Annotated in this window: 10 protein-coding genes, 1 pseudogene and 1 riboswitch; of the genes and pseudogenes, 5 read left to right on the forward strand and 6 right to left on the reverse strand. The window is 62.6% G+C overall.

Going from position 1 to position 14,162, the window contains the following annotated elements; genetic code table 11:
- The 3 genes and pseudogenes from ACFX4T_RS24620 to ACFX4T_RS24630 form a co-directional block, all read left to right on the forward strand.
- Nucleotides 1-594: pseudogene (locus ACFX4T_RS24620) on the forward strand (urocanate hydratase); the annotation flags it as partial.
- A gap of 9 nt (nt 595-603) precedes the next feature.
- Complete coding sequence (gene hutH, locus ACFX4T_RS24625) at nt 604-2,196, forward strand: histidine ammonia-lyase (protein ID WP_216922356.1); 1,593 nt, start codon at nt 604-606, stop codon at nt 2,194-2,196.
- 197 nt (nt 2,197-2,393) lie between these two features.
- Nucleotides 2,394-2,642, forward strand: a complete 249-nt coding sequence (locus ACFX4T_RS24630) for a hypothetical protein (protein ID WP_216922354.1) — start codon at nt 2,394-2,396, stop codon at nt 2,640-2,642.
- A 200-nt stretch (nt 2,643-2,842) separates the two neighbouring features.
- Here the strand turns inward: ACFX4T_RS24630 and ACFX4T_RS24635 are convergent, their stop codons facing one another.
- From ACFX4T_RS24635 to ACFX4T_RS24655, 5 genes are all read right to left on the reverse strand, one after another.
- Nucleotides 2,843-3,064, reverse strand: a complete 222-nt coding sequence (locus ACFX4T_RS24635; protein WP_216922352.1) for a hypothetical protein — start codon at nt 3,062-3,064, stop codon at nt 2,843-2,845.
- 103 nt (nt 3,065-3,167) lie between these two features.
- A complete protein-coding gene (locus tag ACFX4T_RS24640; protein ID WP_377654972.1) occupies nt 3,168-8,087 on the reverse strand; it encodes an NAD-glutamate dehydrogenase in 4,920 nt (1,639 codons plus the stop codon).
- Between the two features lie 173 nt (nt 8,088-8,260).
- A complete protein-coding gene (locus tag ACFX4T_RS24645; protein WP_377654974.1) occupies nt 8,261-8,734 on the reverse strand; it encodes a hypothetical protein in 474 nt (157 codons plus the stop codon).
- A 55-nt stretch (nt 8,735-8,789) separates the two neighbouring features.
- Entirely contained in the window at nt 8,790-9,749 is a 960-nt protein-coding gene (hutG, locus tag ACFX4T_RS24650; protein WP_377654977.1) for a formimidoylglutamase, read from the reverse strand.
- 73 nt (nt 9,750-9,822) lie between these two features.
- The gene (locus ACFX4T_RS24655) at nt 9,823-11,265 is read right to left on the reverse strand and encodes an NCS2 family permease (RefSeq protein ID WP_216922344.1); all 1,443 of its coding nucleotides are present in this window, start codon (nt 11,263-11,265) and stop codon (nt 9,823-9,825) included.
- Between the two features lie 113 nt (nt 11,266-11,378).
- Here ACFX4T_RS24655 and ACFX4T_RS24660 point away from each other — a divergent pair, with 113 nt between their 5' ends.
- Together ACFX4T_RS24660 and ACFX4T_RS24665 are read left to right on the forward strand one after the other, a co-directional pair.
- On the forward strand, nt 11,379-12,002 hold the full coding sequence (locus tag ACFX4T_RS24660) for a copper resistance CopC family protein (protein WP_223947685.1): 624 nt from the start codon (nt 11,379-11,381) through the stop codon (nt 12,000-12,002).
- Between the two features lie 150 nt (nt 12,003-12,152).
- A riboswitch (cyclic di-AMP (ydaO/yuaA leader) is annotated at nt 12,153-12,345 on the forward strand.
- Between the two features lie 3 nt (nt 12,346-12,348).
- A complete protein-coding gene (locus ACFX4T_RS24665; protein WP_216922340.1) occupies nt 12,349-13,116 on the forward strand; it encodes an NlpC/P60 family protein in 768 nt (255 codons plus the stop codon).
- Between the two features lie 198 nt (nt 13,117-13,314).
- On the opposite strand, the gene ACFX4T_RS24670 is transcribed toward ACFX4T_RS24665, so the two are convergent.
- Nucleotides 13,315-14,007, reverse strand: a complete 693-nt coding sequence (locus tag ACFX4T_RS24670) for an FAD-binding protein (protein WP_377654982.1) — start codon at nt 14,005-14,007, stop codon at nt 13,315-13,317.
- Between the last annotated feature and the right edge of the window lie 155 nt (nt 14,008-14,162).

Here is a 14,162-nt window from a genome sequence, read left to right on the forward strand (position 1 = left end):
TTCCGCTGGGTGGCGCTGTCCGGGGACCCGGAAGACATTGCCGTGACCGATGCGGCGATCAAGGAACTGTTCCCGGAGAACACGCACCTGCACAAGTGGCTTGACGCCGCTGCGGACCGGGTGGAGTTCGAGGGCCTGCCGGCACGTATTTGCTGGCTCGGGTACGGCGAACGCGCCAAGGCCGGGCTGTTGTTCAACCAGCTCGTCGCCGAGGGCAAGGTCAAGGCCCCGATCGTGATCGGCCGTGACCACCTGGATTCCGGTTCCGTGGCGTCTCCGTACCGTGAGACCGAGGCCATGGCTGACGGGTCCGATGCGATTGCTGACTGGCCGCTGCTGAACGCCCTGATCAACACCTCCTCGGGCGCTACGTGGGTGTCGATCCACCACGGCGGCGGTGTCGGGATCGGCCGGTCCCTGCACGCCGGGCAGGTTTCCGTCGCCGACGGCACCGACCTCGCCGCGGAGAAACTCGAACGGCTCCTGACCAACGACCCCGGCATGGGCGTCATCCGCCACGTCGACGCCGGCTACGACCGCGCCGTCGAAGTCGCCAACGAACGCGGCGTCCGCATCCCCATGAACGAGAAGTAGGCAACACAAGTGACTCTTACAACCCACGAACCCCTCACCGTTACCCTCGGCTCCAGTGGTGTGACCCCGGAAGACGTCGTCGCCGTCGCACGCCACGATGCCAAGGTGACCATTTCCCAGGACGCCCTGGACAACGTCGCCAAGGTCCGCGCACACATCGATAGCCTCGCCACCAGCGACATCCCCGCCTACGGTATTTCCACGGGATTCGGGGCGTTGGCCAACCGCCACATCCCCAATGACCTCCGTACGCAGCTGCAGAAGTCGCTTATCCGCAGCCACGCAGCGGGCATGGGTCCGGCGGTGGAACGCGAAGTGGTCCGCGGCATTATGTTCCTCCGCGCCAAGACCCTCGCCTCCGGCCGCACGGGTGTCCGTCCCGTGGTCCTGCAGACCATGGTGGATGTCCTCAATGCAGGCATTACCCCGCTGGTCCGCGAGTTCGGTTCCCTCGGCTGCTCCGGCGACCTCGCGCCGCTGTCCCACTGCGCCCTGGTGCTGATGGGCGAAGGCGAAGCAACCGGTCCCGACGGCGAACTCTACGGTGTGCCCGGTAAGCAGACGGTCGCTGAGCTGCTCGCGCAGCACGGCATCGAGCCGGTCACGCTGGCGGAAAAGGAGGGCCTGGCCCTCGTCAACGGCACCGAAGGCATGCTCGGCATGCTGCTGATGGCCATCGCCGACATCCGTTTGTTGCTCGCGACGGCGGACGTCACCGCGGCGCTCAGCGTCGAGGCCCTGCTTGGCACCGACCAGGTGTTCCTTCCGGAACTCCACGCTGCCCTGCGTCCGCACCCCGGGCAGGCTGCCAGCGCGGACAACATGCTGCGCGTGCTGTCCAACTCGCCCATCGTCGCTTCCCACCGGATCAACGACACCAAGGTCCAGGACGCCTACTCGCTGCGTTGCGCCCCTCAGGTTGCCGGCGCTGTCCGCGACACGGTGGACCACGCTGCACTGGTCGCTTCCCGCGAACTGGCCGCCGCGATCGACAACCCCGTTGTCCTGCCGGACGGCCGCGTCACGTCCAACGGCAACTTCCACGGTGCGCCCGTGGCTTATGTCCTGGACTTCCTTGCGATCGCCGTCGCGGACCTCAGCTCCATCGCCGAGCGCCGTACGGACCGCATGCTGGACCCGGCCCGCTCCCACGGTCTCCCTGCCTTCCTCGCAGGGGATCCCGGCGTCGATTCCGGCCTCATGATCGCCCAGTACACGCAGGCCGGTCTGGTTTCGGACAACAAGCGCCTGGCCGTGCCGGCATCGGTGGACTCCATCCCGAGCTCCGCAATGCAGGAAGACCACGTGTCCATGGGTTGGCATGCTGCCCGGAAGCTTCGCAAGGCCGTGGAGAATCTCCGCCGTGTCCTGGCTGTGGAGCTGGTCACCAGCGCCCGCGCTATCGACATGCGCACGCAGATGTCCGACGGCGAACTGACCCCGGGCCCGGCCGGTACAGCTGTGCTCGAGGTGCTTCGCGAAGTGGTCCAGGGACCGGGAACCGATCGGTTCCTGTCGCCCGAACTCGAAGCGGCTGACCGCCTGGTAGGCTCCGGTGCGGTCCGTGCGGCCGCCGAATCCGCCGTCGGGATTTTGGCCTGACGTCGAATAAAACGCTCATTTCATGGGCATATTTGTCACGCCCCGGTCTTTGTTCGCAACGCAGGGGCCGGGGCGCGGCAAATGTAGTAGAACTTATGGTGTACGTCACGTCCACAACAACGGTGTTGTGGGCTTGACGGTCAACCGTTCATAACTCAATACACAACAGCGAACATCCACAAAGGGGTAGAAGTTCAATGAAGGCACGTGGAGCAGTCCTCTCCAGACGAAACGCACACTCAGTTACGGTTTCGGACTGGAGGCAACTCAAGGTTGGCGAGCGCGTGGAGGTAGTCAAGTACGCCCACGTGATCGCCGCCGGGCTGATCGAGGAAGTCTCCGGCAGCGGAAATGTGGTGTGGCTTGAACACTCGGGGCCCGGCGTCACCGAGGAAGGCAAGGAACTGTTCATGAAGTCCGACGGCGTGACCCTCCGCCGCGCGTAACCCCACCCAACTGAGTCGCATTAGTGCGCGTTTAGACCGCTCAAAACGCGCACAATTGCGACCTACTTGGGTGAGCGCAGCCTTGGGTGAGTGCAGCTTAAACAGAACCGGGGCTCGTTCCCTTTCCGCGGGTAGTAGATACGGAAGAGGAACGGGCCCCGGTTTTTGTTCGCTGGCTTGGATGCTGCCAGCATTGGCAATCAGGCAGCGAGCACTTCGTGGGTCTGACCGAAGGGAACGGATTCGTCCAGGGCCACTGTGTAGGTGCCGGGCTCGTGCCGGGTCACCAGAATGCCGCAATTGGCATCTGCTGCTGCATTCTTGATCAAAGCATCCACGGCGCGCTCAAGTCCGTCGTGGATCTCGTCTGCCTTGGAAAAGGACAGGCGAATTTCGCGTTCTGCAGTCATTGCAGCGGTCATTTGGGTGCCTCCTATTACTTGCCGCATGCGAGGGCGACCCGTCAATCATAGGACGTTTGACGCTAAATTTGTAAGATGACCGGCAGTATTGGTGACCGGCGACTCATCTCCGCACCATGGCGCGAAGCAGTTTTACGGCCACAGAGAGCGCTGCAATGTCCACCGGACCTGGCCTTATGGCCTCCTTGATGGTCTCTTGGACGCGGGCCAGTTGTTCGATGTTTCCACGTTCCCAGTCCATGATTCGCTCCACTGGATCGGACGTAGTGGCAGTCACGGCACCAGAGATCCGGGGAGTATGCCGCACTACCGCTTTGGTCATGTCCGCGAGCACAAGGTACATGTCATCACGCAAAGCCGCACGTGCCAGCGACTCCCAGTGGGTGTCCCTCGGGAGCATGGTGATGTGTTCCAACAGGGGGATGGCCGAGATCCGTTCGAAGACTGCGAAGTACACCTCAGCCACTGCCTCCACTGGCTCTTGAAGTTCTTCTGCGATAGCGGAAATGTCGAGCAAGCCGTAGCTGACCAAGAGTTCGGAGGCCCTTATGCCCAGATCGTGGGGTAGGCCCACCGAGTCCGTATGGGCTATTCGTTTCTGCGAGTGGGCAAGGTTGATTCCATGAAGGAAGCTCGTGAAATTCGCCCGCATCAAGGACATAGGCTGCTCAAGCCGGGCCAAGGCATCGGCAATCGGCTTGTCGCGGAAATCGTGGGTCACGTACCAGCGGACTGACCGGTCCAGCAATCGCCGCATGTCCAGGGCAACGGCGGCCCCATGCTCACGGGGAGTGCTCGGCGGCAATTGGGCGATGGCGCCCGTGACGGCGTCAAAGTCCCAGATTTTCCGCATCACCACGAACCCGCGGGCAACTGCGGAGGCAGAAACCGTGGTTTCCTCCATCGCGCGGAAGGCGAAGGCTATGCCGCCCATGTTGATCATGTCGTTGGCCACCACCGTGGCTACGATCTCCCTGCGCAGGGGATGCGTGGAGAGGTGTTCGCCGAACCGCTGTGAGACTTGCTTGGGGAAATAGGCTCGAAGGGTTTGAGAAAACCAGGGATCATCGGCCAAACCGCCCTCTGTGAGTTCGCGGGCGAGTTCGATCTTGGCGTAGGCGGCCAACACGGCGAGTTCCGGAGTGGTCAGTCCCTTGCCGGTCAGGACCCGCGCCTGAAGTTCGGCGTTGCTGGGAAGGTATTCGAGTTCCCTGTCCAGATCTGTGACTGACTCGAGCCAATCCATGGTCCGTTCAAAGCTGGGACTCCATTTCAGCGCCAATTGCTTGTCATTGAGGAGCAGGACGTTCTGGTCATCGTTGGTTTTGAGGACGAGCCGTCCAACCTCGTCTTGGAGCGAGTGCAGGAATCCGGTTCTTTCTGCCGTAGACATCCTGCCTGCGGAGATCATCCGGTCAAGGAAGATCTTGATATTCACTTCGTGGTCCGAACAATCCACCCCAGCTGAATTATCGATCGCGTCGGTATTGACCAGAACGCCTGCCAAAGCTGCTTCGATCCGGCCGCGCTGCGTTACTCCAAGATTGCCGCCCTCGGCGATGATGTGCGCGCGCAGATCCTCGGCATTGACCCGGATGGCGTCGTTTGATTTGTCTCCCACATCGGCATGGGACTCCGTGGATGCCTTGATATAGGTGCCGATTCCCCCGTTGTACAGGAGGTCCACCGGGGCAGTGAGAACTGCGCGGAGAAGCTCATGAGGGCTCATTGCCAGCTGGCCATTCGCATCGGTGCCTTCATCCAACCCCAAAGCGAGGCGGATTTGTTCCGTGAGCAGGATGGATTTTTCCGTCCGGGCAAAGACGCCGCCGCCCTCGCTCAGTTTGGTGCGGTCATAATCGGCCCAGGAGGAGCGCGGCAGTTTGAAGAGCCGTTCCCGCTCGGCGTAAGAGACCTCGGGGTCGGGCGTAGGGTCCAGGAAAATGTGCCGGTGATCGAAGGCGGCCACGAGCTTGATGTGGTGGGAGAGGAGCATGCCGTTGCCAAAGACATCTCCGCTCATGTCTCCGATGCCAACTACCGTGAAATCCTCAACACGGCAATCGATCAGGAGTTCACTGAAGTGGTGCCGCACGGATTCCCAGGCACCCCGGGCCGTGATCCCCATCTGCTTGTGGTCATAACCCACTGAGCCCCCGGAAGCGAAGGCGTCGCCCAACCAGAAGCCGTACTCTCCGGCAACGGCATTGGCGATGTCCGAGAAGGTTGCCGTTCCCTTGTCGGCGGCCACAACGAGGTAGTAGTCGTCGGCATCGTGCCGCACCACCCGGGGCGGCGCGAGTACGCGGCCGCTGCTTCCGCCGTCGGGATCCGGTACCAGGTTGTCCGTGATATCCAGCAATCCGCGGATGAATGTCCGGTAGCTTTCCTGGCCTTCCGCGAGCCAGGCCGCACGGTCCTCTGCGGGGTCGGGGAGTCGTTTGGGGAAGAACCCGCCCTTTGCTCCAGTGGGAACAATCACGGCGTTCTTGACCGTCTGGGCTTTCACGAGCCCCAGGATTTCCGTCCGGAAGTCTTCCCTCCTGTCCGACCACCGAAGGCCACCGCGGGCTATCGGACCGAAACGCAGATGCACGCCCTCAACGCGCGGCGAATAGACCCAGATCTCGAATTTCGGGCGGGGTGCAGGGGCAGCCGGGATGCTGGCAGGGTTGAGTTTGAAGCTGATGAAGGGCTTGTTGAGATAGAAGTTCGTGCGCAGCGTGGCGTCTACCAGGCTTGCCAGGGAGCGCAGCAACCTGTCGGCGTCCAGGACAGGGACGGCGTCGATGGCTTCCATCAGGTTGGTCCGGGCTCTATGAACGGCCTGCGTCCTGTGGCTCAGTTCGCTGCTTCCCTCTTCGAACAGATCGCCCCTGGCCAGGCTCTGCTCCTCGTGACCGGAATTGAGGAGTTCCGGATCAAACAAGTCCGGAGCGAAGCGGTCAGGATTGAATTTCGCTTCGAACAATTCAAGCAGGGCATGGGTGGCCATGGCGTTTCCGCGGAGTGTGTCAGCGATGAAGCCATAGGAGTTGGTGCTCCCGAGTTGCCGCAGGTACTTGGCATACGCGCGCAGGATGGCAACCCCCCGCCAGTCGATGCCCTCCTTGATGACCAATGCGTCCAAAGCGTCCGACTCGGCGTCACCGCGCATCGCGGCACAGAACGCACCGGCCAGCAGATCGCCAGTGCCCACAGGGTCAACCCCTCGCGGATATTTCAGGCCGAGGTCATACAGGAAGAACTGCCGCCCGTCGGCACGCTGAACGTCGAAAGGCCGCTGGTCCAGGACCTTCAAGCCCAGGTTATGGAAGAACGGGAGGATCTCAGTCAGGCTCTGCGGGCGCGTTAAGTAAAGCCGGATCCGGGCATCCTCACTGAGGACTGCCGTGCCGGGACGTTGGTAAACAGTGAGGAGGGGATCTGCTTCACCTGCGGAACCTGGCTCGGCTGGAACTCCCGGAAAGCTTTCGAACCTGGCAATGTCCTCAACTGCGTCCTCCACCTCATAATCGGCCTTATAGCTGGCCGGAAACGCGGTCGCCCACTGCCTGGACAACCTCGCCGATTCCTCCCGTGGGTACCTCGTTTGGAGGGCCTCGTCCAGGCCTTGCGCCCAGGACCTCGTAGCGGCGATGATCCTCTGCTCAAGGGCTGCTGCGTCCACCACCGCCGGAGCACCTTGGTGCCGCGAGGGTTCCTGTGGCAAGAGGATCCGGAAGAACACCCGAGCCATGGCGGATTCGCCCAACCGAAGCTCGAACTCTATGGCGTCCGAACCGAACGCCTCGCGCAACTCGCGCTCGATGTTGAGCCTGACTGCCGTGCTGTACCTGTACCTGGGGAGGAAAACCAGTACTGTCATGAACCGGCCGAAGGAGTCCGGACGTAGAAAGAGCCGGGTGCTATGGCGTTCCTGGAGCCGGAGGATCTCGCGCGCACGGATGGCCAGCTGCTCGGCATCAATATGGAACAGTTCGTCCCGCGGATACGCCTCCAACACGGCAAGGAGCTCCTTGGCGTGATGCGACGACGCCGGGTAGCCGAAGGCCCGTAGCACTTCCTCCACTGTGTCCCGGATGACCGGAATCTGCTGCGCCAAGCGAGCTGTTGAACTGGGGGAGAAGAGGCCAACAAAAGTGCACCCGCTGGTGCTGGTGCCGTTCCCGACCGCAGTAGTAATGCTGATCTCGTCGAGGTAGGCACGGCGAAGGACCGTTGAACGAAGCGTGGACTTGGTGAGCGTGAGCACCTTGCCGGGAACTTCGTCTGGCGCCGCAGGACCGGCCCCATCACGGAGGAGCCCGAGCCCGCGACGCCCGCGAAATCCCAGAAACACAAAGTTCCCGTCGTCCAGCCACCGCAGCAGCTCCTGCGCTTCACGCGCCGTCGGGTCTTTTGCGGCTGGCCCCTCCAGCACACCGATTTCGTTTACCAGTTCCTCGTGGATGGCATCGGCGTCCTCGGCCGCGGCCCGGACATCACCCAAGACCTTGTTCAACCTGCCCACCAGTAGCTCCGCGCTCGCGTTGTCCGGAATCCGGGGGATCTCGATCGCTATCCACGCCTCCGTGAGTGGCCCGTCGTCGTGCCCGTCCGCCGAAAGGCCAGGTGCCGCCGTCGCCCGCGTATGATCCTCGGAACGTTCGACGCCGGTGGGCAGCCCCGCGCGGTGAGGCCCCCTGCGGATATCGATCAGGCGGTGGGTGGCGGGGTCCCGCGTGATGCTGAAAGTGGGGTGCACCAGAAGCCGGATGGAAGCGGTGTCACGAGAGATCTCGGCTGTTACGGAGGGAAGGAGGTAGGGCATGTCATCGGTGACGATTGCCACCAAGCTGGTATCTGTTTCGTTGAGGACCCCAATGACTGCTTGTCCAGGTTCGCGGCGTTCTGCCAACGAGCGGTGATAGCGTGCCCGTTCCAACAAGGTTTCGGGCGTGTAGCTGCGGACGTCGTCGTCCGTGACGTGCTCGTAGTAGTCGGTCAGGAATCCGTCCGCCGGCTCCGTAATTGGTGCCATGTCGCTGCGCCTCCGCTGCGCAAAGGAGCGGCCGTGCTGCTGCGGTCGGCAAAGTCCATGCGCCTCATTTCATGATCGCTTAAAGGCCGCGGGATGGCACTCCCGCGACATGGCAGTTGCTGACAGTGTCTGAACAAAACATTGCCATTAACTGCCGTCTCGCGGAGGACCGACTACGGAAGAGCTGCGGAACGTTGCCCTTGGTCATGCCCCCGCCGGGCCAGCCTCGAAACGCCCGCAGCCACCAGCAGAGTGAGAATGGCGGCCGCTGCGTGGGTGTAGAGCATCAGGTCAGCAGCATGCACTTCCCCTGAACCCGGCTGGCTGTCCGCAGGAACGGCCACTGGTTGCTGGGGCTGCCCGTGCAGATGGTCAAGGAATCCGGCGCCGGGAAACGAGCCACCCAAGGCTTCGAAACCGAAGAACAGCAACTGCTGGGCCACTCCGGACAGCAGCAGCAACAGGATGGGCCCGTGAATCCAGCGGGCAATCAGTTGCGCGGCCAGGGCAGAGAGGGCAACAAGGGCCAGCAGGACGGGCATCGCCGGGGCACCCCCACCGGAAATGACGTGTGCGGCAAGACCCAAAGCGACAGCGACGGGTCCGGCCACCCAGGCCCACTTGTCCTGCACAGGAGTTGCGCCCATCGCCGTCCTTCCCTCCACAAAGGCTAAACGGAGGGCGGCGTCTAAGAACAGGGCCCTACGCCAAGAGCGTGTTTACCAGCCGTGCTGCCACTTTCGCGGTTCGTCCATCAATATCGAACTCCGGGTTCAATTCGGCAATGTCCAAGTGCAGCAGCGTCCCGCTCGCAGCCACTTGGCGGCAAACGCCATTGATCACGGCAAGCGGCACCCCATAGGCCGCGGGGGCACTGACACCCGGTGCCACCGACGCAGGCAGTACGTCCAGGTCGATCGTCAGGTACAGCACATCGATTCCAGCCACGAAGTCGGCTACGAACGTCTCGACGCGTTCCGCGGAGCAGTCCTCGTCCAGCAAATACTTCACGCCCAGCCGGTCAGCGGTGTCAAAGAGCGTGCGGGTGTTGTTGGGCTCCGAGATTCCGACGACGGCGTACTGCAGTTCGCGTCCAGCGGCGGTTTCTTCCTGGGCCATCTGGAGGAACGGGGTGCCGGAGCTGGGGGTTGGCTCATCGCGCAGGTCAAAGTGGGCATCCAGGTTCAAGACACCCAAGCGCTTTCCGCTGCGCACCGCATTGGATCCGGCAACCCCCAGGTAACTGGCAAATGCGGTCTCGTGGCCGCCGCCCAGCACCACGGTGAGGTTTCCGGCGTCGAGCAGTTCCGAAATGGCGCGTCCGGCGCGCTGTTGGCCTTCTTCCAGTGAGTCGTCCTCCACAACTACGTCGCCGGCGTCGAACACGTCACGGTCCAGGTGGAAAGCCAGCGGACCCAGCGCCGAGCGGATGGCGGCCGGAGCCGCGGCGGCACCCACGCGACCTTTGTTACGCCGCACTCCGGCGTCGCTGCAGAAACCCAGCACGACGGCGGGACGCGAGGCACCAGCGGCGGCAGAGGAAGTAAGGGGTGCTACGGCCTGCCACCAGCGGCGATGTTCGTCGCCGTCGCCGTCAAAGCGGCCGGTCCATGGCGTGGGAAGGACGTCTACGGAGGGGTTTGTGCTCGTGTTTGGGGCCATGCTTTAAGCACACCCCACCTGCGTTCCAAAAAACAGCTACAGCGTGTTGCGGTGTCTGAGATGCCGGACATCGCTACTTGATGCCCAACCACTCCTCCACAGTTCCGATGCCGAAGAACAGCAGGAAGGCGGCTGCCACTGCCCACATCAGGGGGTGGACTTCACGTGCCCGGCCCTGGAAAGTGCGGATCAGGACGTAGGAGATGAAGCCTGCGCCGAGGCCGTTGGCAATGGAGTACGTGAATGGCATCAGGGCGATCGTCAGGAACGCAGGAATGCCAACGCCCCAGTCCTGCCAGTCGATCTTGCCAACCTGGGACACCATCATGAAGCCCACCACCACAAGCGCAGGCGCCACGGCTTCGAACGGAACCAGGTTAATGAGCGGCGTGAAGAACATGGCCACCAGGAAGAGCAGGCCCGTGACAATGGAGGCCAGCCCGGTGCGGGCACCCTCGCCAATACCCGCGCCCGACTCAACGAAGATCTGGTTGGACGAAACGGAGGCACCGCCACCGACGATTGCGCCCAGGGCATCAACCTGCAGGACGCGGTCCACATTGGGAATGTTGCCGTGCTCGTCCACCGTTCCTGCCTCGTTGGCCAGGCCCACCATGGTGCCCATGGCGTCGAAGAAGATGCTGAGGAGGATCACGAACGCCAACAGCGCAGCAGCCACAAATCCGAGGTGTTCAAAGGCTCCGAAGGGGTTGGCTTTGCCGATCAGGGAGAGGTCCGGCGCGCCCCATTCGGAAAGCTTGGGAGCCACCAGTGACCAACCGCGCGGGTTGACGTTCTTACCGTCGAAGCTGGGACCAATATGAAGGGTGAATTCAAGGATGGCGGCCAGGGCCGTGGACACCACGATGCCGATCAGGATTGCCCCGCGGACCTTTCGCACCACCAACGCGATGGTCAGGACCAGGCCGACGGCGAACACCAACGTTGGCCAGCCCATCAGCTTGCCATCCACGCCAAGGCCGAGCGGGACCGTGGTGCCGGCGGCATCCGGGATGCGTCGGACGAAACCAGCGTTGACCAGCCCGATCAAGGCGATGAAGAGGCCAATCCCTACTACGATCGCCGTCTTGAGCGCTTCCGGGACGGCCCTGAAAACGGCTGTGCGGAATCCAGTCAGTACCAAGATGAGCATGGTGAGACCCGAAAGCACCACCAGCCCCATCATGTCCGGCCATGTCAGCCCCGGGTGGGAGGCAACCGTCACGGCGACGAATGCGTTCACTCCCAGGCCAGTTGCCACGGCGAAGGGGTGCTTGGCCCAGGCGCCCATGAGGATGGTGAGGATGCCCGCTACGAAGGCAGTGGTTGCCGCTACGGCCGTGAAGCCGAGTGATGCTCCGCTCGAGTCTGCCCCGGAGAGGATCAGCGGGTTCAGCACCACGATGTAGCTCATGGCGAAGAAGGTTGCGAAGCCGCCGCGAATTTCCCGCGAGTATGTGGACCCGCGCTCGGAGATCTTGAAGTAGCGGTCGATTGCAGAACCTTGTTTAAGCATGAAGGTCTCCGGGGATCGGGGGAGTTTGCTCTCAAATCCTATGCCCGCCAATGTGGGCTGCTGGAACGATTCGCCTAGTCTGTAAGGAAGCCAACACTAGGAGAAACCGCCCCATGCGTACCATCCGCCCGCTTCTGGCGGCCGTCGTAGCCGCTATCGCTTTCGCTTCCGCGTTGCTGTTTGGCGCGGCCCCGGCCTCCGCGCACGACGTCGCCGAATCAACAACTCCGGCCAACGGTGCCCGGGTGGCTGAAGTGCCGGCGTCGGTATCCATCACGTTCAACAACCGGCCACTTGCCATCGGTTCGGGCGTGACTGTCACCGCTGGGGGCGAAAACTGGGCAGATGGCGCAGTGGAAATCATCGACAACATGGCTGTTCAGAAGCTGCGTCCGGGTGCTCCTGCCGGCGAATACACGGTGGTGTGGCGCGTGGTCAGTTCAGACTCCCACCCAATCGAGGGAACCTTCAAGTTCACAGCTTCCGGGACAGGCACGACGACGGCGGGCGGCTCAGCAGGTGCCTCCCCTTCGGCTTCGGCGGTTGTTCCGACGGCGGGCACAGCCGCTCCCGGTACGGAAAATACTGAGCCGGCTCCGGCAGCTTCCCAACCCTTCCCCTGGAGCATCGTTGGCCTCGCTGTGGTGGCGATCGCTCTTGTGATCTTCCTCGCCGTTACCGCGCGGAAGAAGCTCGCGGCTCCCAGCGAGCCGGATGGCGAAAATTCCCCGGAATAGCAGGGTTTTCTACATACTTGCGAAGATCTCGAAACGGTCACCGCGACACGCCAAAAACGAACTGCTCGTTACGTAAATGTGACTTTGGGGTGATCTTCCCGTACGGTTGTACCTGTGCCTGTTCCACGTAATGGGCATTTCCGGCCTGATTGCCTAGCTCTGCCGCAGTCCGGAATCCGTTCGCAGACAAACCTACGGCAGAGACGGGGAACCCATTTTGGCCCGCTTTCAGAGCGCGCCTTGGGGTGAAGTCACGAAGCTTCCGCTGCACAGCGGGGGATAGTGGCCGGGTGACTCCCATCCGAATCCGACAGCTAACCTCGCAGGCATCGGGAGAGGCTCTTTCATGTCTTCACGCATTCTTCGCGGCCGTCGTAAGGCGGACAGCGTACGTCCTAATCCGTTCATCTCCATCTCCAAGGCTGTTGCCAGCAACGCATCTGGCGCAGGTCGCCAGGCCGCTGTCATCGCAGCAGCTTCAGGCCTCGTCCTGACGGGCTCCATTGCTGCCCACGCAGCAGAGACCCCTGTCCAGCGCGACTCCAGCCCCGCTACTGTCGCCGAGACCGTAACTGAGGGTCCCACCAAGGTTGTTACGGCCGCATCCACGGCCACGATTAACTTCGAGCGCCCCGCGGTTGCTTCCGTGGCGGCTCCCGTCATTGAAAAGCCGGCTCCCGTTGCTCCGGCTCCGGTTGCTAAGAAGGCCGCGGCAACGACCACCGTCCAGGCATCTGCAACCACTACGGCTACCGCTCCTGTTGCGGCTGCTCCCGCTGCAGCTCCGGCTGTTGGTGGCGTCAACGCTGCCATGGTCGCCTCGGCTTATGCCCAGATCGGCATCATGCAGGATTGCACCGCCATGGTGGAAAGGGCCCTCGGCTCCGCAGGCATCCCGGTTGGGGACCTCGCACCCATGCAGTTCCTGAACTACGGCAAGGTTGTCAGCGACCCCCAGCCCGGTGACATGATCGTCCAGTCCGGCCACGTAGCCATCTACATCGGCAACGGCCAGGCTATCAGCGGTGGCATCAACGGCAACCAGACGGGCATCCACCCGATCAGCTGGCTCACCGCAACCGGCCCCATCACGTACGTACGCGCTGGCGCCTAAGCTTCACGCTCCAACTCAAAGGCCGGTGCCTTCGAGGACTCACGTCTTCGGAGGTACCGGCCTTCTGAGTTAATTTTTGTTCGTTTCAGGAACAGGCTTCGGTTGGCTCGACCATTTCCACGTTCCGGTTCCGGGCCAGAATTCCAGGCCAAGGGTTCTAGTCCAAGGTTCTAGTCCAAGGTTCTAGTCCTAGGAGTTCTAGGCAAGGGCGATGCCTGGCCCGGCTGGGAGGGCCACCTTGGATGAGATCGCTTGCCCCACTGCCTTGGCTTGCCGCAGTACTTCCTTGGGCGTGGGCGTAATAAGTTCCCCTACGCCCACCAAGTGCATCCCGACGGCACGCATGGCGGCCGCGAAGTTCTGGCCTATGGCGATTCCCAGGTCGGCAAGCATTCGGCGCAGCTGGCTCTGCGCGCAGCGCGTCACCACGATGTGGTCGGCCAGGAGAACTCCGCTGGCTGTATGCACGGCCCATTGCCGCGGGGTGGATTCAAGGGGGCCGTAGACGCTCAGCCCAGCCTTCAGACTGGCCGTGTTCAGGCTTGCGACGGGTCCGTATCCCAGCTGCGAGGACGAGTCGCCACCGAGGAAGTCAAGACGAACAGCGCGTGTGGTGGTGCGGACATCCAAGTGATGGCTGGCGGCGTAGTTGCGCAAATGGCGCAGGATTTCGTTGCGTTCCTGCATTGCCGCGGGGTCAGCTACGTCGCAGCGCTGGATCATTCCTGTGTGCACCGCTGGTCCGGTGGCCGATAAAGTACCAAAGCCATCCAGCACGATGGAACCTACGCCATAGCGGCTGAGTTCGCTGGCAACAGCCAAGCCGGAGAGACCGGTGCCGATCACTACGGTAGTAGTCCGTTCCGTGACGGAATCAGGAGTGAGTGACACTGCTTGGGTTCCTCCTTGACGTGTGTGCCTTTCGGCAGCGCGTGGGATCGCGTCCGAGTTCCCCAAGCGGCCGCAAATAAATGGCCGGGTTGTGTCCTGGGACACTTTTGCCGGCCATTCGGTGACTCGAACACTACCGAACTTTTTCTGCCATG

Origin of the sequence: Paenarthrobacter sp. YIM B13468, from assembly GCF_042788025.1 — a bacterium.
GTDB classification, from domain to species: Bacteria; Actinomycetota; Actinomycetes; order Actinomycetales; family Micrococcaceae; genus Arthrobacter; species Arthrobacter aromaticivorans.